This window comes from Oleiphilus sp. HI0117 (genome assembly GCF_001635235.1).
This window is the reverse complement of record NZ_LWGA01000663.1, coordinates 1-16,178: the sequence shown is the minus strand read 5'-3', so window position 1 is coordinate 16,178 and position 16,178 is coordinate 1. Positions and strand designations below refer to the sequence as shown.

Sequence of the window (16,178 nt, the reverse complement as noted above, 5' to 3'; positions counted from 1 at the left end):
GCAACTAAAGGTGACATTGAATGTGCCGGTTCCGGCGGGCTGTGGTAATTCTGCAAAGCGTTCACGTATTTCGTTAAGAATAGTTTTAGCATCGCGTTCAGAAGTATTTGGCAGTACGATGGCAAACTCTTCGCCACCATAGCGACCGATGTGGTCTGTTTTACGTAGCCGCTGTTTAAGGAAAAGAGAAAGGCTTTTCAGTACGCGGTCGCCAATAGGGTGGCCGTAGTTATCATTAATCTTTTTGAAGTAGTCGATATCGAGCATTGCGAAACAGACAGGTAGTTCGCTTTCCGCTGCTTTAGCAACTTCAATTTCTAGCAAATGTAGAGTATGGGTATGATTGTAAAGCCCGGTCAGGCTATCGCGAATCATTAGTGCCAAAAGGGATCGAGCTCTTCGGCCTCGGTTTCGCAGCGTGGCGATGAGGTGTTTCGGGTCGATAGGTTTCGTTAGAAAGTCATCGCCTCCAAGACTCATCGCGTGTAGCTGTTTGTTGACGTCATCTTCTGCAGAGAGGTAAATGATAGGTACGCTGTGAAACTTGTCTTGCTGGCGTATCACTCGGGCTAGCTCCATACCGGTACAGCCTGGCATGTACATATCCATGATAATTATCTCAGGCTGGAAATCCGCCAAGGCTACCAGGATATCCATCGGCTCGGTAATGATGTGAGGAATCATGCCGGCTTTGTGCAATATATTCTCAATGTACTTTGCTTGTGCTTTAGAGTCATCGACTACCAGAATACGGTATGGGTCCTGAATGTTGGCGTGCGTATATTGCTCAATTTTTTCTATTAGCTGGCCAGGGTCGATGGCTCGATAAAAAAACTCTTCGCCGCCTGTGCGCGATGCTTTTAGCCGGGTCTGAATGTCGTCAGTGCTCTCGCTAACATAAATAACTGGAATAGTTGTCTCGTGAGACTCCTGGATTACTTGAACGGCATCGATGCCAGCAAGCTTATGCCCGCCAAAATCTACATCGGCTACGATGGTCTCTGGCTTATCCTGCTTAGCTGCGTGAACAAAATCATCAACATCACTGAAGTTGATTGAACGAAAACCAAAGAACTCCAGCTGATTAATAATGCGGTTAGCGTACTCGGTGTTGTTTAGCGCGAGGTAAATCGGAGTGCGTAAAAAAGTACGTGGATTCGAGTGCGAGGTGTCGCTTCGCCCCCCTCCGGTATCACTCTTTCGCAAAGTGCACTCATTCAGCTCCTGAATAAAGGACTCAATTTTTTGTTGGCTGTCTAACGAAAGCGGGGCTTCAGGGTTAACATTGCTCAGTAGCTGGTTAATTTTTCGTGCCGAAGTCTCCTGGCGAGACATCTCAAAGCGGGTTGCAAAACGCTCTAGTTTTTCACTCGCATCATTTAAATCTTGAGTGCGATCCAGGTCTTCCCAAGAGGAGAGTTTGCACTTTTGATAGACATCTAATACAACTCTGGCTTGCGTCGTAACTCGTTTTGCAAACAGTTGTTTAAGTTTCTCTCGTTGGTTGTCCTGAGCCATTCCTTGATCCTAATGGAAGAATTCTTTTTGTAAACGCGAATCGTCTCTACATAATTTAGCATAATCCCCTGAATATGGAGGTTTTTATCGTCAAAAAATGTCAGGATGTGTAAGTTGATCTATTGTTATATGGAAGCAATGCCTACAGGCTGGCCATTATGATTTCTGTGGTGAAAGAGGTCGGGTCGTTTTTATACTTGGGCTTTGCTAATAAAAAGACACCAATGAAGATACTGATGGAGATAAAGTAAGTGAGGCCTAATCATGAGGCATAGTCATAGCCTGACAAATCAGGGTCCTAGCTTACAAAGGACACTATTTGCTTATATTAGCATTATGTTGCTGTTGTTGTTGGTTGGAAGCTTTACGCTGAATATCACCACCATGCGTGACTATTTGCAGAATCAATTGCAGTCCCATGCACAGGATGCTGCTACTTCTTTGGGCTTGTCATTATCGACGAGTATAGATGCTCAAGATCGCGTGGCGGCAGCGCGAATTGTTGACACGATATTCGACAGTGGTGACTACAGAAAAATTGTTTTTTTTGACTTGAACGGTGCCGCCATTGTCGTGCGCGCTAACTCTTTAACTGTTGATACTGTCCCTGACTGGTTTGTCTCTCTGCTTGATCTAAAGGCCCCTGCCAAAAGTGCAGAAGTTGTAGCTGGTTGGAAACAGTTGGGCACGATTGTGGTAGAGAGTCATCCTGGTTACGCCTACCTTGAATTGTGGAAAGTGATTCGTTCTGAGTCAATTTGGTTTCTAAGTATTTTGGTGCTCGGCTTATTTGCAGCGCGTTGGCTATTAGCTGGTGTGTTAAAGCCTTTAAAACAGCTTCAGTTTCATGCACAGGAAATGAGTCATCGCCATTTTGATTTTAGGGCTCCTCATCCTGTATTCCGAGAGCTTGCAGGCGTTGCCGATGCGATGAATGATATGGCCAGGCAGCTTGGCGGGGTGTTTGAAGAGCAATTAAATTTGATCGAGGACCTGCGTCAGGCATCTTTTGTTGACACACTTACCGGCCTAAGTAACCGTGAAGGTTTTGATGGGCGTTTAAAGACAGAGCTGGATTCACAGCAGCACACAGCAAAAGGAAGTCTGGTCTTAGTGCAACTTAACGACTTTGGTGCAGTTAACGAGTCATTGGGGCGAGATCGAGGCGATGCTCTGTTGACGAGTGTTGCGCAGATACTGCAAAAATATGAACAGCGTCATCAGAATGCGTTTGCTGCGAGGCGAAGTGGTGCCGATTTTAGTGTGTTTATGCCGAGTGTTATGGATGATGAAATTGATGTCCTGGTGCCAAAAATGATATCAGAAATTTGTTCACTCTCTGATATCAAGCACTTGTTGCGCGATGATAGCGTGCATATCGGTGCGGCTTGCGTAAAGGCTGATGATACTGCTCGCACTTTGTTGTCTAAAGCTGATTTAGCCTTACGCCAAGCACAGTCAGATGGTATTTCCGGCTGGCGGCGTTATGCGCATATTCAGTCGGCAGAAGAGAGTATGCGAGAGGTGCATCAGGCAAATGAGTGGCGAAATATTTTGCAAGAGGTATTGCTGAGTCGAGATGTGAAGCTTCATACTCAAACAGTTTATGATGGTGAAGGAAAGGTTATGTATCAGCAGGTCCTTTCTCGAATTGAAGTAGAAGGCGAGCTGACTGTCGCTGGGACCTTCCTGCCGATGGCTGAGCGATTCGGATTGATGGTGCCCTTTGATCAGTTGGTTGTCGAGAAGGTGGTAGAGAGCCTGGCAGATCCAGAATTTTTGATGCAGCGAACTCACAATGAGTTGGCGCAAGGTGAAGCTGATAATCACCGATACTGTATTACCTTGTCTGAAGCTGCCTTGATAGATGAGCGCTTCTTGTCCTGGTTTGATCAGCAGCTTGTTCAGAACCCCAGCTTGGCGGAAATGCTAATTGTCGAAGTTCCAGAACATATCGTGAGTTATAATGAAAATGCCTTGGTCGTTTTGAGCAATATGGCAAAAGAGCATGGCTTTAGTCTATCGGTCGAGCGCTTTGGTGTAAGCTCGGTGCCATTTTCGTATTTACAGCGAGTGGATATTCACTACATCAAAGTTGACCATAGCTTTATTCGCAACGTTCAGGGCAGTCAATCAAATCAGTTCTTCCTGCGATCAGCGATCCAGATTGCACATGGTCAGGGAATTAATGTGATTGCTGTGGGTGTCGAGTCAGAAGACGAGTGGCAGGCTTTAAAAGAGCTGGGGATTGATGGCGCAATGGGGTACCATTTGAAACGGCCACAAGCAAATGAAGTATTTGCTTCATAGCAAGTGTTTGCAATTGATAGTAGGGGATTACAGTTCTCCCAAGTCATTGAGAATTTATACACGTTAGCAGGTTATTAATGTGAAAGAAGGTTTGTCTGATTTTATAAGACATAGAAAAGAAGATTTCCAAGACTACTTGGGGGGCGGAATGTTGGCTAAAGCTATTGGTGGTGCTTTGGGTGTCTATTTACTTTTGTCTGTTATTCTAGGTTTTTGGTGGAGTTCTGAGCCGGAAATTACCGATGTTGTTCAGTACTCTCATGAACAGGCCGAGTTGATGCAGCACCAGCCGGTTCCTGGCTTTGCGACAACAGCAACGATGATCTATTTGATGGAAACGCTGATGGATAAGTCGGGAGGCTACATTAGCAATGATATTTTTCCGCCTGGTTTATGGCTGGATAATATTACTAATTGGGAATATGGCGTGCTGGTTCAGGTTCGTGATTTGGCCAGGGTCTTTCGTAAGGAGTTGAGCCGGTCTCAAAGCCAGTCGGTTGAAGATAAGGACTTAACGATTGCAGAGCCCCAGTTTCATTTCGATAACAGTAGTTGGGCACTTCCGGCCAGTGAGTCGGAATATCGTCGTGGCGTGAAGGCAGCGCGTAGTTACCTAGCGCGTCTCTCTGACCCTCAACAACCGGACGCTCAGTTCTATGCGCGAGCAGATAATTTAAGAAGTTGGCTATCTGAAGTCGAGAATCGTTTAGGGAGTTTGTCGCGCCGTTTGAGTGAAAGTGTTGGTCGCCAGCAGCTTGACTTGGGTTTGGCGGGCGATGCAAGTGCTCAGCAGTCGACAGCTGCAGAAGGTGCTCAGGAGCGTAAGACTGCTTGGATGGAAATAGACGATGTGTTTTATGAAGCACGCGGTACGGCTTGGGCGCTGGTGCATATACTAAAAGCAATAGAGCATGACTTTAAGGCAGTGCTGATCAATAAGAATGCTTTGGTAAGCTTGCAGCAGATAACACTGGAATTGGAAGCGACTCAAGAGGCTGTTTGGAGTCCGATGATTCTAAATGGTAGTGGCTTTGGGATGTTGGCTAATCATAGCTTGACAATGTCTTCGTATATCTCAAGAGCATCAGCGGCCATTATCGACTTGCGCAGTTTGCTTCAGCAGGGCTAACTTTCTAGCACTCGTGAAGTGCAGATAGTAAAAAGGCCGCTGATGCGGCCTTTGTTATATAGAGCTAAGCGCTACAACTTACTTATTGTAGTTCGCTACAGACTTCTCGATTGACTTACGAGCAGCATCTGCATTTTCCCAGCCTTTTACTTTTACCCACTTGCCTTTCTCAAGCTCTTTGTAACGCTCAAAGAAGTGCTGGATCTGTTCTTTCAGTAACACTGGAATATCTTCAATATCCTGAATATCTTTGTACTCAGGAGATAGCTTGTCGTGAGGTACCGCTACTAGCTTCTCATCACCACCCGCTTCATCGTCCATGTCTAGCATGCCGATTGGGCGACAACGAATTACTGAGCCAGGTATAACTGGATATGGTGTGATAACCAATACATCTAATGGATCACCATCGTCAGCCAAAGTGTGCGGGATAAAACCGTAGTTTGCTGGGTAGAACATTGGCGTGGACATGAAACGGTCAACTACAACAGCTCCCATGTCTTTGTCGATTTCATATTTTACCGGGCTGCTTTGAGCTGGGATTTCAATTACGACGTTAATGTCGTTAGGAATGTCTTTTCCTGCTGGAATGTTGTCAAAAATCATAGCTTTGTCCTGTCGTTAATAAGCGGTGTTACTGACCTGAATTTTTTCGCAGAGCGATAAAGTGCGCGATTATACGGCTTCGTGCATTTTTACGCCAGATTCAGAGCCAACAAACAGCAGATCTGCGTGTCTAAGTGCAAATAAACCGTTAGTGACTACGCCTGTAAGGTTGTTGATTTCGGCTTCGAGCTTCTTCGGTTCGAGAATCTTCATGTTGTGAACGTCTAGAATATGATTGCCGTTGTCTGTTACGAAGCCTTCTCTATAAACCGGGTCACCACCAAGTTTGACAATTTCCCGGCCTACCAGGCTGCGTGCCATAGGGATAACTTCAATTGGAAGTGGGAACTCACCTAACAAGCCAACTTGCTTGGAGGCATCTACAATGCAGATGAATTTTTTGGCAACAGCAGCAACGATTTTCTCTCGAGTAAGTGCACCGCCGCCGCCTTTGATGAGCTCTAGTCGCTCGTTGCTTTCATCTGCGCCATCGACATAAAACTCCATTTCATCTACTGAGCCCAGCGCGTAAACAGGAATGCCATGGCTTTTTAGTCTTTCCGCTGTTGCTTCGGAGCTGGCCACTGCGCCATCAAACTGATGTTTGATTTTAGCAAGGTGATCAATGAAGAAATTCGCTGTCGACCCGGTGCCGACGCCGATGATGCTATCGTTATCCAACTTCGGCTGGATATAGTCAATAGCAGCTTGGGCGACTGCGCTTTTTAATTGATCTTGGTTCATGCATGCTCCGCTAGGGTAAATATCTGATTATGGCGTATTGATCGTTATAAATGGCATTATAATGCCCGACAATAAGTGAGAAAAGGATTATGATTGTTTGTGCTCACTTCGATGCTTATTTTTCTCTAGCTATCAGGTATTGAGCAGGGTATTAAAATTATATTAAGTCTGCCTATACGCTGTTTGTCTATATGTCAGCCCTATAAGTGAAGAGTTCCAAGATGCCAATTAACCGTTATATCAAGAAAATACTTGATGCCAGAGTTTATGATGTTGCTATTGAATCGCCGGTGACACATGCGCCGCTATTGTCGGAGCGTTTTGATAATCAAATATACCTTAAAAGAGAAGACCTGCAGCCTGTATTCTCTTTTAAGCTTCGTGGAGCCTATAACCGTGCTCGTTTACTCACAGATGAAGAAAAAGCAGCTGGCGTGATTGCGGCTTCTGCCGGTAATCATGCGCAAGGGCTTGCTTTAGCTGCGCAGAAGCTTGGTATCGACGCGACTATCGTTATGCCAAAAACGACCCCTGAAATTAAGGTTAACTCGGTCAGGGCGAAGGGCGCAAAAGTTGAACTCGTTGGTGATGCCTTTGATGAAGCTTCCGCTTATGCCTTAGAAAAGGTAAAGAAAGAGGGCTTGGTTTATATTCCCCCATACGATGATGAAGATGTGATTGCCGGGCAAGGGACGGTCGCAATGGAGTTACTAATGCAGCATACCGCACCTATTCATGCGGTGTTTGTGCCGGTTGGTGGTGGCGGCTTAATTGCGGGAATGGCAGCCTATATTAAGTTTGTTCGCCCCGAAACAAAAGTGATTGGTGTTGAGCCTGAAGAGGCGGCATGTCTTAAGGTGGCGCTAGAGACTGGGCGTAGAGAAATTCTAGAAGAAGTAGGGATTTTTGCAGAAGGTGTCGCGGTTAAACAGATTGGTAAGCTGCCTTTTGAAATTGCCAAAAAGTATGTTGATGAGGTGATTACTGTTTCAACAGATGAGATTTGTGCCGGCATCAAAGATATCTTTGATGATACACGATCAATTGCTGAACCCGCAGGTGCGGTGGGCATCGCTGGCTTAAAAAAATATGCGGAACGTGAAGGCTTAAGTGGTGAGAATTTAGTGACCATCGTTAGTGGGGCGAATGTTAACTTTGACCGTTTACGCTATATCTCTGAACGAACTGAAATTGGTGAGCAGCGCGAGGCAATCATTGCTGTCACTCTCCCTGAAAAGCCTGGAAGCTATCAGAAGTTTATTCAAGCGCTGCAAACTCGTAATGTGACCGAGTTTAATTATCGCTATGCAGAAGGAAGTGACGCGCAGATCTTTGTTGGTGTGCAAGTGCTTCCGGGTGGCGAAGATCGGGCGCGTGTTATTGCAGAGTTAGAGTCCCAAGGCTATCCCGTGCTGGATATGACTGACAACGAGATTGCAAAGCTTCATATCAGGCATATGGTCGGTGGGCGTTCTGAAGGCGTTGGTGATGAGCAGGTTTATCGTTTCGAGTTTCCTGAAAGGCCAGGGGCGCTGATGTCATTCCTTAATTCACTTGGTACTCGTTGGAATATTTCCATGTTCCATTATCGTAACCATGGCGCTGCATACAGTCGTGTCCTGATGGGGGTGCAGCTGAAAGACTCTGATACGAAAGCCTTTCAGGGAATGCTAGATGAGATAGGTTTCCGATACTGGGTCGAGACGGATAATGAGGCGTATCAACTTTTCTTGAGGGCAGGTAAGTCAAAACGCTAGTAATTAGGTGCTAAAGCCATTAGAATCCGCTACTTAAAGCAGGGTTCTAATGGAAATTTTCTAAAGCTGTGCTATTTTTCTGATTATTAAAGTTTTATTTTGAGGAAAATATGAAGAAGAAACCCGATACAATGTTGGCTGTAATCGGTATATTTATGATCGGTTTGGTCATAAGTGGCTTTTCTTCTATTAGCATTGGTGCTGATGAAGAGCCGGTTCAGAACGCTAGTACTGAGCATGTATTTGATCGTTCAGCCAGCCGCTACTAAAACTCTCTATTCATAAAGAATTACTCGGCTTTTTTGCTCGTTTGATTCTGCATAGGCTTATTTTTTTGCATAGATACCTTGATCGGTGACGATCGCATCTAAGCTGACATCCCAGTCATTGACCGGAAGCGCGTCCATCTTCTGCAGCTCATGTGCTAATCCAATCAAGCGAGGCTTGCACTGAGGAAGCCGTCGCTTATAGTCAAAAGTGCGATCATAGAAGCCGCCTCCCATTCCCATTCTGTTTCCTTCGCTATCAAATGCTACCAGTGGCATTAACACTGTTGACAGTTGTTTAGCATTGAATTGTTTGCAGCGTTTAAAGTCAGGTTCCTCAATACCGAAACGGTTCTTGATATAAGGGCTTGATGCAGAGACTTGGCAAAAAATCATCTGTTGTGGTTTTAAGGGGTGGATGACGGGCAAGTATGCTGTCTTTCCCCATTTCTGTATTAGTGTGAGCAGTGATCGAGGGCAGATTTCACCGTCGTTGCCTAAGTACAAAGCAATATGTTTGCCCCTCAGTAGTAAACCAAAGCGTTTCAGATTTTTGAGTAAATGCGTTGAAGCTGTTCTTTGTTGAAGCTTGGTGAGCTGGCGGCGTTGTTGGCGGAGCTCTCTACGAAGCTGCTTTTTTTCTTGAATTAAGGTGGCGGGGGAGGTTTGAGAAAGACTCATTTTTGGGCTGTATCGTCAATAAGATAGAGCTGGATAGGTTTAAACAAAAGCAACGCTCTGTTGTGAGTGTTGATTTTGGTGCGCCCAAAATGCCGCTGCCAGATAGGGCCTTGAACCCGAAAGTTCAAGGGGGTGATCACTATATGCAAATTAGGCTTTCCCATCCAGATAAACCGGGGGACTTGCACACATCACATGATGTGATTACCAAGGTGTTATTATCGGCTCGAGGACTTATCTAGCAAGCCAGCATTCCAGAACGCCAAACCATCATATAAAAAAACTAGATAAAAATCAGGGCTTTTTACGAAAAAAAACAAATTGCCCAGGGTTTCAATTAGGCCTGTGCTTTTGCTTTGATCAAAGCTTGATCAAGCTTTTCTTCAAGTGATAGCAACATCTCCTGGTCACCTTCTTTATCGCGACCACTTTCGAGCAATTCGTATGCAATATTTAGAGCTGCCATGACCGCAATTCGTTCAATGCCCAGAACTTTTCCTGACGAGCGTATTTCTCGCATTTTTTCATCAAGGTGCCCCGCAGCATTTTCTAGAGCGTCCTTTTTATCAGGAGGGCAGGCGACCAGGTAGTCCTTTTCAAGGATTTTGACCTTTAGTGTGTTGGCGTCGGACATTAACCTTGCTCCAGAGCTTTTAGGCGACCAATCATTGATTCAATCTTGTTTTTGGCAAGATCATTTTTTTGTAGAAGTTTAGTCCGCTCGGACAGCCAATCGTCTTGGCTGCTTTTTAGCGCTAAATTGTCTGCTTCAAGCGTCTGGCAGTAGTTTAGAAGTTGCTCTACTTTGCCAGAAAGCGTTTTAAGTTGTGACGCTTCCATTTAGTTACCTTGATAGTCAAATATTGAAGAATAAACCAATACTATTCGGTATATTGAGGGGTAACTATAATTTGGCCTAGCGTGAGGGTCAACTCGCTTTCGCAATCCAGTCGCAGGTCTCGTATAATTCGCTCAATTTTTGATAAAAGGTCGATATAAATGACAGAAAAAGACAAGTTTTCCGAGCAGGATATAGATGAGCTTGAAAATGAAGAGGCTCAGGAGAGTGATTTTGACTGGTTGGCGAATGTCTATAACCGACAAGGTGCGATCAATCACCCGAGTGAGTTACATGGCTTATTACTTGGGGAAATTACCGGCGGCATTAAGCGTACGGCGAATGACTTTTTAGCTCAGGTTTTAGAACATATGGGCGTCGATGAGTTAAATGTTGCAGCTCAAGCTAATGTAGTTGAGGACTTGTTAGCTTTTTATAGCCAAGTATCAGAGGGTATCGATAAGGATTCGAGTAGTTTTACCTTATTATTGCCAGACGATGACTATGTTTTATCCGAACGACTTGAGGCAATGGTGTTATGGGTAAGGGGTTTTTTGGAAGGTATCGCTATTTCTGCAAGTGAACGACTTAATTCTGCATCGAAGGATCTGGAAGAAATTCTTAAAGACCTGGTTGAAATTTGCCAGCTGGACCCTCGCGTTGAGCCTACTGAAGAGGGTGAAAGAGAGTTCTTTGAAGTGGTGGAGTATGTAAGGGTGGGGGTGCTTAACTTATATGCTGAGTTTAATCAGCCCGAAGTAGAAGATTCGACTGAAGAAAAAGCTGCTATTTCCGATATTGACCCAGATACACCGACATTACATTAATAACAATTGCTGACCAAGATTCTGCTACTCAGGACAATAAGAGATGAATAAAAAAGAATTCTCACGCCGACGAGCTTATCTGGCTGAACACATGGGTGAAAACTCAATTGCGATACTGCCCTCGTCAACGGTTAAAAGCCGGAACCGGGATGTTGATTACCCCTTTCGTCAGGATAGCGACTTCTTCTATCTGACCGGGTTTTCTGAGCCGGAAGCAGTGTTGGTGATTATTCCGGGCCGAGAGCACGGTGAGAGCATCTTGTTTTGCCGAGAGCGAGACCCGACAAAAGAAATGTGGGATGGATTTATTGCCGGGCCAGACCGTGCAATTGATATGTTTGGTGTCGATGATGCGTTTCCCATTTCTGATATAGATGAAATCCTCCCAGGCATGATTGAGGGAACGGATAAAGTTTATTACTCGATGGGCCTTGATGCTGTCTTTGACAGTCGCGTCATGGAATGGATCAACGTTATTCGCAGTAAAGTTAGAAATGGTGCTCACCCACCTGGTGAGTTTGTTGCCTTGGAGCACGCACTACATGAGCTGCGTTTGATAAAAAGTACCACCGAAATCAAGACGATGAAACAGGCTGCTGAAATATCTGCCCAAGCACATATTGAGGCAATGAAGGTTTGCCGCCCAGGTTTACATGAATATCACCTTGAGTCAGCGATGAGCAAGGTGTTTATGGATAATGGTGCTCGCTCTCAAGCATACCCAGCTATTGTTGGTTCAGGCGACAATGCCTGTATATTGCACTACATCGATAATAACGGCCCCTTGAATGACGGCGACCTTGTCTTGATTGATGCTGGTTGTGAATTGGATTGTTATGCCTCAGATATCACTCGGACCTTTCCGGTAAACGGAAAATTTTCTGACGAGCAAAGGGCAATTTATCAAATCGTCTTGGATGCTCAATTAGCCGCAATAAAAGCAGTGAAGCCCGGGAGTCACTGGAATCATCCTCATGAAGCCGCGGTCAAGGTAATTTGCCAGGGTTTGCTCGATCTGGGCTTGCTCAGTGGCGAGCTGGATGAAATTATCGAAGAGGAGCGTTATAAGCCTTTTTATATGCATCGAACAGGCCATTGGTTGGGCTTGGATGTTCATGATGTTGGTGAGTATAAAATCGACGGTGAATGGAGAGAGCTTGAGCCCGGTATGGTGATTACGGTTGAACCGGGTATTTATATCGCTCCCGGCAATAAAGAAGTGGCGAAAAAGTGGCGCGGCATTGGCATTCGTATAGAAGATGATGTTGCTGTTACCAAGAAGTCTCATCAGGTGCTATCTAAAGATGTCCCGAAAACGATTCATGATATTGAAGCCATTATGGCGCAGGCCTCGTCTTAGGGAGTACACATGGCTCAAGAATTTTCCCAGTTAGAAGAAAAAAGTGTTTGTGATGTATTGATTGTCGGGGCTGGAATGGTCGGGGCAAGCACTGCTTTGGGGCTATCTAAGCTAGGCCTTGATGTCGTCATGATTGATGCCTTTGCCTTCTCTAAAGATATACCTGAGTACACTCCTAGCTACGATGCGAGGTCGACAGCCTTGTCTTGGGGCACGCGAGAAATCTTAGAGCAGCTTGATGTCTGGACAGATATTGAGCCTTCGGTATGTGCCATCGAACAGGTTCATGTATCAGAAAAAGGCTGCTTTGGAACCACCCGGATGCATGCAGCAGAGTATGGACAGGAAGCCTTAGGTTATGTGGTGCCGAATCAGTGCTTGGGCCAGAGTTTGTTAAGCAAGGTGTATGAGAGATCACTACCTTTTTATAGTGGTGTGAAGGTTTCTCATATATCTCAAGGCAAAGACTTCCATCAAGTGCACTTAAGCTCGATTGAGCAGCCTGAACAGCAGAAAGTGCTAAACACTCGCTTGATGGTGATTGCAGATGGTACGGAGTCGAGCACTGCGAAGCTATTAGGCATTGCTTATCAAGTGGAAAAATATTCTCAGCATGCCTTGGTGGCTAACGTCAGTACTGCATTGCCAAATGAAGGTGTTGCGTTTGAGCGCTTCACTAAGAAAGGCCCATTGGCAATGTTGCCCTTGAGGGAGTCTGATTGTGCACTGGTCTGGACACATGACGAAAAAGAGATACAGGCACATTTGGATATGAGCGATGCTGAATTTTGTAAAGCTTTGGAAGAGAGTTTCAGTGAGCGGCTAGGTCCGATTGAACGCTGTGGTGAACGGGTAAGTTATCCGTTGAAATTAGTCAGAGCTGAAGAGCAATGTCGGGCCGGTGTGTTGCTCTTAGGTAATGCCGCGCATAGTTTACATCCTGTCGCAGGGCAAGGGTTTAATTTGGCCATTCGTGGTGTGGCGGCCTTCTTGGCTTATATTGATGAGTCAGTAAAGCAGGGTTTGGATTATCGTTCCCTGGCGCCATTGAATAAGTTTTGTCAGTCGAGAATGGATGATCAGAATAAAACGATTGCTTTAAGTGATCAGCTGGTCAAAGTATTTGCGAACCCTTCCCATATATTAAACCTAGCGCGAGATATTGGCCTGGTTGGTCTCGACAACATCGCTCCCTTGAAAACGATATTTGCAGAGCGAGCAATGGGTCTGGCAGACCGAAAAGCACATTTTAATACTTAGGTTTAGAGAGAATTAATCTTATGAGTGATGCTTGTACTCAAGAATTTGATATTGCGATTGTTGGTGCGGGGATGGTGGGCGCTTCTCTCGCCGCCGCGCTACGTGATACCGGCTTTTCAATTGCTTTAATTGACGCGCAGTCGGCAGAATCTCTGCAGCACTCTCCGTCTAAGCCTAAGGATGTAAATGGCTTTGAGCCAAGAGTCAGTGCACTAACCTTTGCCTCACGCGATTTACTTAAGAGTGTTGGGGCCTGGCAGCATATTCACGAAGAGCGAATCCTTCCTTATCGAAACATGCATGTTTGGGATCAGCTAGGTACAGCCCAAATAGATTTCAGTGCGGCTGAGTTATATGAAGATGCTTTGGGTTATATCGTAGAGAATCAGAATATTGTCTCGGCTTTGCATCAGGTCTTAAAGCAACAAGAGAATGTTGAACGTTTCTTTGGTGGGCGTATTAGCAGCCTGAAGCAAAATGAGGTAGATGGAGCTCCTTATTCTTTGCTGCTGGATGATGGTCGTCAGATACATGCGAAGTTATTAGTTGCAGCTGATGGCGCGAATTCCAGAATCAGGACCTGGTTGTCGATGGCGACCCGTGAATGGGATTATCAACACCACGCAATCGTTGCCACCATCAAAACCGAGAAACCACATAACAAGACGGCTTGGCAGAGCTTCTCTGAAACAGGGCCCTTGGCACTCTTGCCTTTGCAGGACCCATCGATGAGCGACGCCTATTGCTCCATTGTTTGGTCGCAAACACCTGAGCAAGCAAAGTCTTTAATGGCTTTGGATAAGGAAGCGTTTTGCCAGGCTTTAGCAAAAGCCAGTGAATCAATGCTTGGTGCTATTGAAGATGTGTCAGAGCGTTATAGTATTCCTCTGCGCCAACGACATGCAAAAGAGTATGTCGCTGAGGGGCTTGCTTTGATCGGTGACGCAGCGCATACCATCCACCCTTTGGCTGGTCAGGGTGTGAACTTGGGCTTTAAAGATGTTTTTGCATTGAGTCAGGTGCTGATACTGGCTGACCAACAAGAGCTGGACCCGGGAAATCTCACCTTGCTCAAACGTTATCAACGACAGCGGCAGGCAGATAACCTATTGATGATGGGCGCGATGGAAGGTTTTAAGCGTTTATTTGCTCAACCCGATCCACTTCTTCGGTGGGTGCGTAATACAGGGCTGGACTTTGTAAATAAGCAGGGCTTTATCAAGAAACAGTTGGTTAAGCATGCGATGGGCTTGTCCATCGCTTAGCTTAGTACGCCTAAGTAAGCCGTTGATGGCTACGCAGGGGTCTTAGAAGTGCCAAAACTTGCCATTAGAGGCCATTGCTAAAATGGCCAAATTATCAGGTTTTTGCTTACTGGTGGAACTAAGGCTTCGGGTTTAAACGTTTGCTTTAGGTTGAGAGCTAAAGCGGGCATTCTTCAGGCCACAGAAAGCCGAGAGTTCGTTAGTAAAAGCGTACCATTTTTTGCACTAAATATTAAAATTAGATACAATAGTAATCTGCATTTTCATCAGATGATGAATGGAATTAATCAATATGGATATAATAAATGAATATCAAACTTATCAGTTCAGCCATCGCCCTCTCTCTTGCTTCAACAGTAGCATTTTCAGAGTCATTTAAAGCAGAAGTTGGTATTGGTTATGCTGATTTAGACAATGACTCAAGCCTTAAAGCTATGATGGGTACCTTATATTTTGACTCTGTAAATACGGAGAACCACCCATTAGCAGAATCCGCTTTCTTAGAAGAGGCAAGCAATGTTCAGTTAGTTCATGGAATAGGGGAGCTGGGACCAATTGATGCAAACGTTACGTCTTTAGTAGTTGATTATTATATTCCTGATACTCAGTTTTTCGTTGGTGCAGTGATTCTTCGATCTTCAGCTGAGCTTGGTTCAACTAAAATAACGGATACAGACTGGGGGCTTACAGCGGGTTTCTCTCCGATTGAAAATTTGTTGCTAACAACTTCATATTTGCATGAGCCTGGCTATGACCTTAACTTAGATGCAAAGTATGTTAATAAGTTAACTGATGATACTGCAGTTAACATTGAGGCTTCATTTGAAAAAGGTGACGATGATAATACTTATGACCTTTCTGCTGATTATTACCTAAATAAAAAGTTTAGCATTGGGGCAAACATTATTAAGGCTGGTGAAACTGGTTATGGTATACAGAGCAGAATCTTCCTAACCAACGAACTCTCCATTAACGCCAAATACTTAACTATTGATAGTAATAATAGTATATTTCTTGATGCTGGATTACGCTTTTAAGTTAATTTACCAAGACGTCATTGTAGACAAACACTTCAAATACATAATTACATGTATTTGAAGTGTTACTAAAATTATGACCGTAGAATGACTAAAAACAATTAAAAGAAAAGTACATTTTTGAACAGTAGTGAGTGATCTTAGGGCTTTCAAAAGTGAGCGCTTCCTGCTCTTTTGATGGGTTATGTCTACAGTTCAATAATGCTCGCTTTTAACTCAAAGTTAGCGGTTTACTTGGCTCCCGATAAAGAACGCTAATGCTCACTTTCAATCATTCACTCGATAATCAATCTGGCTGTTTCATCCTTATCAATTAAGTCTACTTGAACGTCCGACTAGCGGACAAAATTACCCTAGAATGTTGACCCAAATAGACGCGAGATCAATACGGGTACGGCAGTCTCTACGCGTAGAATTCTTTCGCCTAAATGAACTCCTTCAAAACCGGCTTCTTTGAGCTTGTTTACTTCATACTCAGTAAAGCCACCTTCGGGGCCGATGATTAAGGTGCAGGCTTCTTCGAGATGATGTGGGCAGACCTGTTCTTCTCTAGGGTGGGCGACTAGTTGGCGTGTACCTT

The 16,178-nt window shown here is 44.8% G+C and carries 16 protein-coding genes and 1 other RNA gene; 9 read left to right on the top strand and 8 right to left on the bottom strand.

Translation table 11 applies throughout. The features are described from left to right. Positions 1–1,518: diguanylate cyclase (locus tag A3757_RS27925; RefSeq protein ID WP_068739456.1), on the bottom strand; the 1,518-nt coding region annotated here is incomplete at its 3' end. 264 nt (positions 1,519–1,782) lie between these two features. Here A3757_RS27925 and A3757_RS08860 point away from each other — a divergent pair. Both A3757_RS08860 and A3757_RS08855 read left to right on the top strand, forming a co-directional pair. Beyond that, positions 1,783–3,828: an EAL domain-containing protein gene (locus tag A3757_RS08860; RefSeq protein WP_068567618.1), complete on the top strand. Its 2,046-nt coding sequence runs from the start codon at positions 1,783–1,785 to the stop codon at positions 3,826–3,828. 79 nt (positions 3,829–3,907) lie between these two features. After that, positions 3,908–4,957, top strand: a complete 1,050-nt coding sequence (locus A3757_RS08855; protein WP_068512200.1) for a DUF2333 family protein — start codon at positions 3,908–3,910, stop codon at positions 4,955–4,957. A gap of 78 nt (positions 4,958–5,035) precedes the next feature. Here A3757_RS08855 and ppa read toward each other — a convergent pair whose 3' ends face one another. Together ppa and rpiA are read right to left on the bottom strand one after the other, a co-directional pair. Next, positions 5,036–5,563, bottom strand: coding sequence for an inorganic diphosphatase (ppa, locus tag A3757_RS08850; RefSeq protein ID WP_068512204.1), 528 nt, complete (start codon positions 5,561–5,563; stop codon positions 5,036–5,038). A gap of 69 nt (positions 5,564–5,632) precedes the next feature. After that, on the bottom strand, positions 5,633–6,307 hold the full coding sequence (rpiA, locus tag A3757_RS08845; protein ID WP_068553488.1) for a ribose-5-phosphate isomerase RpiA: 675 nt from the start codon (positions 6,305–6,307) through the stop codon (positions 5,633–5,635). Between the two features lie 221 nt (positions 6,308–6,528). Here rpiA and ilvA point away from each other — a divergent pair, with 221 nt between their 5' ends. Continuing rightward, positions 6,529–8,064, top strand: coding sequence for a threonine ammonia-lyase, biosynthetic (gene ilvA / locus A3757_RS08840; protein WP_068512212.1), 1,536 nt, complete (start codon positions 6,529–6,531; stop codon positions 8,062–8,064). 110 nt (positions 8,065–8,174) lie between these two features. Beyond that, positions 8,175–8,333, top strand: coding sequence for a hypothetical protein (locus A3757_RS25685; protein WP_156490412.1), 159 nt, complete (start codon positions 8,175–8,177; stop codon positions 8,331–8,333). A 57-nt stretch (positions 8,334–8,390) separates the two neighbouring features. Here the strand turns inward: A3757_RS25685 and A3757_RS08835 are convergent, their stop codons facing one another. From A3757_RS08835 to A3757_RS08820, 4 genes are all read right to left on the bottom strand, one after another. Further along, the gene (locus A3757_RS08835) at positions 8,391–9,011 is read right to left on the bottom strand and encodes a 5-formyltetrahydrofolate cyclo-ligase (protein ID WP_068512216.1); all 621 of its coding nucleotides are present in this window, start codon (positions 9,009–9,011) and stop codon (positions 8,391–8,393) included. 78 nt (positions 9,012–9,089) lie between these two features. Beyond that, positions 9,090–9,275, bottom strand: a non-coding RNA gene (ssrS, locus tag A3757_RS08830) — 6S RNA. Positions 9,276–9,348: 73 nt separating this feature from the next. Next, positions 9,349–9,645 (bottom strand): cell division protein ZapA, encoded by a 297-nt coding sequence (locus A3757_RS08825; protein ID WP_068509122.1) that lies wholly within the window; start codon positions 9,643–9,645, stop codon positions 9,349–9,351. Beyond that, positions 9,645–9,851 (bottom strand): TIGR02449 family protein, encoded by a 207-nt coding sequence (locus A3757_RS08820; RefSeq protein WP_068509120.1) that lies wholly within the window; start codon positions 9,849–9,851, stop codon positions 9,645–9,647. The genes A3757_RS08825 and A3757_RS08820 overlap by 1 nt, the downstream gene beginning before the upstream one ends. 159 nt (positions 9,852–10,010) lie before the next feature. On the opposite strand from A3757_RS08820, the gene A3757_RS08815 reads away from it, so the two are divergent. From A3757_RS08815 to A3757_RS08795, 5 genes are all read left to right on the top strand, one after another. After that, complete coding sequence (locus A3757_RS08815; RefSeq protein WP_068509181.1) at positions 10,011–10,676, top strand: UPF0149 family protein; 666 nt, start codon at positions 10,011–10,013, stop codon at positions 10,674–10,676. Between the two features lie 43 nt (positions 10,677–10,719). Next, a complete protein-coding gene (gene pepP / locus A3757_RS08810) occupies positions 10,720–12,036 on the top strand; it encodes a Xaa-Pro aminopeptidase (protein ID WP_068509183.1) in 1,317 nt (438 codons plus the stop codon). Positions 12,037–12,045: 9 nt separating this feature from the next. Next, positions 12,046–13,296, top strand: coding sequence for a 2-octaprenyl-6-methoxyphenyl hydroxylase (gene ubiH, locus A3757_RS08805; RefSeq protein WP_068509186.1), 1,251 nt, complete (start codon positions 12,046–12,048; stop codon positions 13,294–13,296). Between the two features lie 20 nt (positions 13,297–13,316). Continuing rightward, the gene (locus tag A3757_RS08800; RefSeq protein ID WP_068553546.1) at positions 13,317–14,561 is read left to right on the top strand and encodes a UbiH/UbiF/VisC/COQ6 family ubiquinone biosynthesis hydroxylase; all 1,245 of its coding nucleotides are present in this window, start codon (positions 13,317–13,319) and stop codon (positions 14,559–14,561) included. 305 nt (positions 14,562–14,866) lie between these two features. Further along, entirely contained in the window at positions 14,867–15,598 is a 732-nt protein-coding gene (locus tag A3757_RS08795; protein WP_068509190.1) for a putative porin, read from the top strand. A gap of 353 nt (positions 15,599–15,951) precedes the next feature. Here the strand turns inward: A3757_RS08795 and A3757_RS08790 are convergent. Further along, on the bottom strand, positions 15,952–16,178 hold a 227-nt coding region (locus A3757_RS08790; RefSeq protein WP_156506260.1), incomplete at its 5' end, for an RsmE family RNA methyltransferase.